Annotated in this window: 5 protein-coding genes; 4 read left to right on the top strand and 1 reads right to left on the bottom strand. The window is 37.4% G+C overall.

The features are described from left to right. Window positions 1–697: 697 nt before the first annotated feature. On the bottom strand, window positions 698–1,369 hold the full coding sequence (locus EK386_RS17905) for a LytR/AlgR family response regulator transcription factor (RefSeq protein ID WP_126660547.1): 672 nt from the start codon (window positions 1,367–1,369) through the stop codon (window positions 698–700). Between the two features lie 213 nt (window positions 1,370–1,582). Between EK386_RS17905 and aceA the strand changes: the two genes are divergently transcribed. The 4 genes from aceA to ade all read left to right on the top strand — a co-directional run bounded on the left by aceA (window position 1,583) and on the right by ade (window position 6,540). After that, entirely contained in the window at window positions 1,583–2,866 is a 1,284-nt protein-coding gene (gene aceA, locus EK386_RS17900) for an isocitrate lyase (protein ID WP_126660546.1), read from the top strand. A gap of 200 nt (window positions 2,867–3,066) precedes the next feature. After that, window positions 3,067–3,159, top strand: coding sequence for a hypothetical protein (locus tag EK386_RS20680; RefSeq protein WP_246027721.1), 93 nt, complete (start codon window positions 3,067–3,069; stop codon window positions 3,157–3,159). 345 nt (window positions 3,160–3,504) lie between these two features. Next, on the top strand, window positions 3,505–4,674 hold the full coding sequence (locus EK386_RS17890; protein ID WP_126660545.1) for a pyridoxal-phosphate-dependent aminotransferase family protein: 1,170 nt from the start codon (window positions 3,505–3,507) through the stop codon (window positions 4,672–4,674). Window positions 4,675–4,803: 129 nt separating this feature from the next. Further along, complete coding sequence (gene ade / locus EK386_RS17885) at window positions 4,804–6,540, top strand: adenine deaminase (protein ID WP_126660549.1); 1,737 nt, start codon at window positions 4,804–4,806, stop codon at window positions 6,538–6,540. Window positions 6,541–6,545: the final 5 nt, after the last annotated feature.

Genomic DNA, 6,545 nt, shown 5'->3' with positions numbered 1-6,545 from the left:
TATAAAATAATAGCCTTCAATCCAAAAAAAGCAGTGGATTGAAGGCTATTCGCCGTGCGTGCCGGAAGGTGCGTTATTTTTTATTTCGGGCTTACTTTCAATGTTCGAATCTATAAAGGTTTGTCCTTTAATCTTGAGAAAATGGCTAGCCCTAAAAGAAAAAATGTATAACCTAAATTATGAAGACATGCTCTACCAATTCAAGTAGTGAAAAAGTACACAAAATTTAACAATACATACTATATATGATAGGACTTTTCAAAAAGCATAAAGATACGTCGTAAAGAGACATACAATGAAGTCTACACTTAATCCCCTCACTAAACGCTTCAATCTGACGTTAGTATTTAGTAACAGAGAAGGTCATTACTATTTTAAGAGCCGCTATTTTTAGTGTAATGGACTTATAAAATATCCTGTCCATTTTTAATGGAAATCCCATCTACTATACATTTCGGCTAAACTAATTTTTTCCGGTTATTGTCTTTCATCTATATTCAAAGAAAGCATATTACTTCCTCCATAAAAATAGGTAGTGTAAAGTACCTTACAAGAAAAAAGACTGTCTGAAAGCGAAAACTTTCTAAACAGCCTTTTATATGAAAATAAGTCCTCCTGCGTTGATTGCAATAATATGCCACCATGCTCATCACAAAAGATACACTCACAAAATCTTCAAGACACTCATCATAACAAATTAAAACTCCAATGCCTTCCTCAAATTATTTACATAAGATTGGCTCACAGGTAGTTCGGTGCCATTCTTTAGTTCAATGACGAAATTTGATGCTAAATCTTTTGAAATGCGCTTAATAAAATAGATGTTTAAAATATAAGAACGATGAATGCGTACAAAATACTCAGGTAGCTTTGTTTGAAGTTCCTTTAACGTAATTGTCGTTTTGTATTGATCGTTTTGTGCGTAAAACCAAGTTTTTTTTTGCAAGCTTTCTATATGAGAAATTTGCTCAATTGGAACAGGTGTCCAGTCTTCATCTTGTCTACCTGTTAAAAATTTATATGGCTCTCGTTTTTCAACAGAGTATGTGGAAGGAAGAATAACAATTAAAGCAGCCTCTTGCTTATTAAAGTGGATTGGGTACCCAATTGCATAATACGGTTCTCCCAAAATAGATTTATCTATGATGGCTTCCGTTTTTTGTCTACTCTTTAGAACACGAGCTGCAATGCTTTCTGGGTGGATAGCTTCCCCGAATTCTAAATGACTGTGATGTGTACTTTTTGAATGGTAAACATACGTCTCCCCAAGTGCAATCGCAATGGATGCGTCTTTTGAAATCCAATCTTCCAAAATAATTTTAAATTGATCAAATTCTTCTTTTGATATTTGAAAGTTCTCCATCTCCATATAACACATATCCCCCTATACACATGAAAAAATATCACTTCATCTTCTAATAATACCTTTTTGTCCCAAAATTGCACCATTTCGTCAGAAAATAATGAAAATTAAATGATACTGTTATATATTAATTTACAAGAAATACTTCTGTTATGGAACAGTGAAAATGAATTATTTTACAACAGGGTATTTAAACAAAGGGGAAGGTGTGTTAGGAATATGGTAACAAGACAAGAGAAAATTGAGGCAATCAAAAAGGATTGGGCAGAAAATCCAAGATGGAAAGGTATCGAAAGATCATATACAGCTGAAGAAGTTGTGAAATTACAAGGTTCTGTAATAATCGAGCAAACTTTAGCAAAACGCGGTGCAGCACGTTTATGGAAGTCTTTACATGAAGAAGATTTCATCAATGCATTAGGTGCACTAACAGGTAATCAAGCAGTACAACAAGTTAAAGCAGGTTTAAAAGCTATTTATCTATCAGGTTGGCAAGTAGCTGCAGATGCAAACGTTGCTGGTCAAATGTACCCTGACCAATCATTATACCCAGCAAACTCAGTACCACAAGTTGTAAAACGTATTAACCAAGCGTTACAACGTGCAGATCAAATTGACCATGCTGAAGGTCGTGAAGATGAGTTTGACTGGTTCGCACCAATCGTAGCTGATGCTGAAGCTGGCTTCGGTGGTCCACTTAACGTATTCGAACTTGTAAAAGGTATGATTGAAGCTGGAGCATCTGGTGTTCACTTAGAAGACCAATTAGCTTCTGAGAAAAAATGTGGTCACTTAGGTGGTAAAGTATTACTTCCAACTCAAAACGCGATCCGTAACTTAGTAGCTGCTCGTCTTGCTTGTGACGTAATGGGTGTAGATACTGTATTAATCGCTCGTACAGACGCTGATGCTGCAGACATGGTAACAAGTGATATCGATCCACGTGATGCTGAATTCCTAACTGGTGAACGTACTCCAGAAGGATTCTATCGTACAAAACCAGGTATTAAACAAGCGATTGCACGTGGTTTAGCATACGCTCCATACGCAGATCTAATCTGGTGTGAAACTTCTCACCCATCATTAGAGGAAGCTCGTGAGTTTGCTGCTGCAATCCATGAGAAATTCCCAGGAAAAATGTTAGCTTACAACTGCTCTCCATCATTCAACTGGAAAGCTAAACTTTCTGATAAAGAAATTGCTGAGTACCAACGCGAGTTAGGAAAACTTGGTTACAAATTCCAATTCATTACACTTGCTGGTTTCCACAGCTTAAACTACTCAATGTTCGAGCTTGCACATGACTACAAAGACAATGGTATGGCTGCATACTCTAAGTTACAACAAGCTGAGTTTGCTGCTGAATCTAAAGGGTATACTGCTACTAAGCACCAACGCGAAGTAGGTACTGGTTACTTTGATGATGTTGCTCAAACAATTTCTGGTGGTACATCTTCTACTACTGCAATGGCAGGATCAACTGAAACTGAACAATTTGCATAATTTAAACTAAAAAGATTGCCTCGGTAACAATAGGGGATTACCGGGGCATCTATTTGATAAAAAATATGAAAATATGAATGTATCGTCTAGCTCTGGTTGCCGTTCCAGAGAGTACGGTTACAGAAGATGTTTTCATATAAAATGTTCAATACATTGTTTCTTGACTACGTGGGAATGGAGTAGCTCCGATTAATAACTTAATGGAAGATGCTGCAACTGTAGAAATTTCCCGTACACAAGTATGGCAATGGATTCGACATGAAAAGGTATTCTTGATAATGGACGCAAAGTAGCTTTACCGTTAGTACTTGAAATATTAAATGAAGAGCTTGCAAAATTAAAGCGCCTGTTGGGGAGCAGACGTAAATAGCGGTCGATGCGAGATAGCGGCTGAACTATTTTAAAATTTAATTGAGCAAGATGTTATTTCATCAAAATGAATGTAAGCGTTTTACAAAGGGGAAAAATATATTTGGGGTTGCCTCCTAAATAGATAATGAGCAAAATTTAGGGATGGGTGCCTTACTAGTTGACATGAGCTAGTAGGGCATTTTCTATTTTGTAGAAGGAATTTTCGAAAGATTATAGAAATTGAATACTATGGGGAAATGAACTATACATAAAAGGGGATAGAGTAAATGAGAAATGAAGAAATGTTATTAGTACCAGGTCCGACGCCTGTTGTAGATGAAATTTATGATGCATTAGCAAGTGAAACAAGAGGTCATACCGATCCGCGATTTGTGGCAACTTTTAAAAATGCCATTGAACAGACAAAACAGTTACTTCAGACAGATGGGGAAGTCTTTGTCGTAGCTGGTTCAGGCACTCTTGCAATGGAAATGTCAATTGTCAACACGGTTGGGAAGGGCGAGAAATTGCTCGTTATTAGCCATGGCTATTTTGGTGACCGTTTTACACCACTTGCAAAAGCGTACGGCATTGAAGTCGATGTTTTACAAGAAGAATGGGGAAAACAAGTAGACCCAGGTTTAGTAGCTACAAAAGTATCAGAAACACAATATAAAGCTGTAACAATTACGCATGCAGATACATCTACAGGGGTTGTGTCGGACTTAGATACACTTATACCGATTATTAAATCAACAGGAGCATTAGTAATAGTAGATGGGGTCGTTGCTACAGCTGCTCTTGATGAAAATATGAGTAAGACTTATGGAGATCCAAGTTATAAAATCGATGTTGTTTTAACGGGCTCACAAAAGGCGATTGGTATTCCGCCAGGGCTTGCAATTGTTGCCTTTAACCAAACAGCCTTAGAAGCAAGAAAAGCTCTTGGGCAAATTACAGCTTATTATAGTGATGTGTATAATTGGCTACCAATTATGCAAGACCCTTCAAAATATTTTGCTACTCCGCCAGTTAATTTAATTTATGCATATGATACAGCTTTAAAAATTGTCTTGGAAGAAGGCATCGAAAAACGTGAAAAGCGTCATATCGCATTTGGAAAGGGCGTTCGTTCAGCATTAAAAACATATGGAATGACTCCTTTAGCTACTGAAGATGTTGCAGCGCCAACTTTAAGCTGTATTTTATACCCAGATGGAGTAGAGGATACTGCCTTCCGTAGTGGCCTTGCAGCTAGAGGCATTATTGTCGCTGGAGCATTAGCACATTTATCAGGAAAAGCGTTTCGTATCGGACATATGGGCAACACAACGGCTGATATGCTAGAACAGGCGCTTCGTACAATAGGTGAAGTTCTTCAAGAATTAGGTAATGAAGTAAATATTGAAGAAGCCGTTAACACCTTTAAAGAAGTGCTAGGTGAAGTTGTTTATTAAACCATCTAAAGGGGAAAGACTTCTATAATAAGGAGTCTTTTTCTAAAGTTATAATGATGGGTATTACAAAATATAGTAACAGATATATTGTGGGTGAAAGAGAGGGGTAGCTAGATGGATGTTCAAACAATGAAAAATTTAATTAATCTTTCTCAAAAACGACTTGAGGCAGATTTTATATTAAAGAATGCCTTAGTTGCCGATGTTTTTTCGTTATGCTGGAGAAAGGCAAATATCGTTGTTGCGGATGGAAAAATCATTGCACTGGATGAACAAGATGAATTTAGTGCAAAGCGAACAGAAGATGCCAATGGGAGATATGTCATTCCAGGCTTAATTGATGCACATATTCATATTGAATCTTCTATGCTACCACCTACTTTGTTTAGCCAAATTTTATTGCCTCATGGAATAACTTCAGTTGTAACAGATCCACATGAAATTGTGAATGTATCCGGTGCTAAAGGGATGCAGTTTATGTTAGACGATGCTAAGAAAGCGCAAATGGATATTTACTTTATGTTGCCTTCTAGTGTACCAAGCACCTCGTTTGAACATGCAGGGGCCGTGATGAAAGCAAAAGATTTAGCCCCATTTTTAAACAACCAACAAGTATTAGGACTTGCGGAAGTAATGGATTTCCCCGCAGTGTTGAACACAAGTCCGGACATGCTAGAAAAATTGAGCCTAGTCCAACAATCTAACAAAATCATTGATGGCCATGGTGCAGGCTTAACAAGAGATCAAATTCGTGGCTATCGAGCAGCGGGTGTTCAAACGGATCATGAGTGTGTTACTGCAGAAGAGGCGCAAGAGCGAATTAAACAAGGTATGTATGTATTAATTCGAGAAGGTTCTGCTGCTAAAAATTTAGTCGATTTATTACCAGCCGTGACACCAGCCAATGCACGTAGATTTGCCTTTTGTACAGATGATAAACATTTAGATGAGTTAATGGAAGAAGGAAGTATAAACCATGCCGTACGATTAGCTATTAAGCATGGAATGACGCCACTTCAAGCAATTCAATTAGCTACATTAAATGCAGCAGAATGTTATCGACTTTCAGACAAAGGTGCCATTGCAGAAGGATTTTCTGCTGATTTTGTTCTGCTTGACGACCTACAACAAATGAAAATTGCTGCTGTTTGGAAAGCAGGAGTGAAGGTTGCTGAAAATGGAGAAGTCTTAAAAGAACAAATGCATGATTTACAAGTTGATGAATCTATTCTTCAATCCGTTAACATTCCAAAACTAACAGAAAAGGATTTGGCAATTCCATTTAATAACGGAAACCGTGCGAACGTGATCGTCATTATGCCAAATCAAATTACAACAAAGCATGAAATAAAAGGGGTAGACGTAGAAAATGGTGTATTTATCCCTTGTATAAAAAAAGATTTATTAAAGCTTGCAGTAGTAGAACGCCACCATTCTCTTGGTACGAAAGGCTTAGCAATTGTCCATGGCTTCGGATTGAAAAAGGGTGCAGTAGCGACAACAATAGCTCATGATTCTCACAATGCCATTGTAATTGGTACAAATGATGAAGACATGTTACATGCATTGGACGCTTTGCAAACGATGCAAGGTGGTTTGGTTGTTGTTGAGAATGGAAAAATACTTGGTTCCCTAGCCTTACCAATAGCTGGTTTGATGACAACCCTTCAACCTGAAGAGGCGATTTTGAAATTGAAGGAAATTCATCAAGCACTTCATGACATTCATCCGGATCTATATTTTCATTTCTTTTTAACCCTTTCGTTTTTAAGTTTGCCTGTCATACCAGAAATAAAGGTAACGGATACAGGTTTATTTGATGTGAGGAATTTTCAACATATTCCAATTGAAGTGACCGAATCATAAGGTCC

Origin of the sequence: Lysinibacillus antri (assembly GCF_003977595.1) — a bacterium.
Taxonomy (GTDB): Bacteria; Bacillota; Bacilli; order Bacillales_A; family Planococcaceae; genus Ureibacillus; species Ureibacillus antri.
The sequence above is the reverse complement of the archived record's forward strand: the minus strand, read 5'-3'. Positions and strand labels throughout refer to the sequence as shown.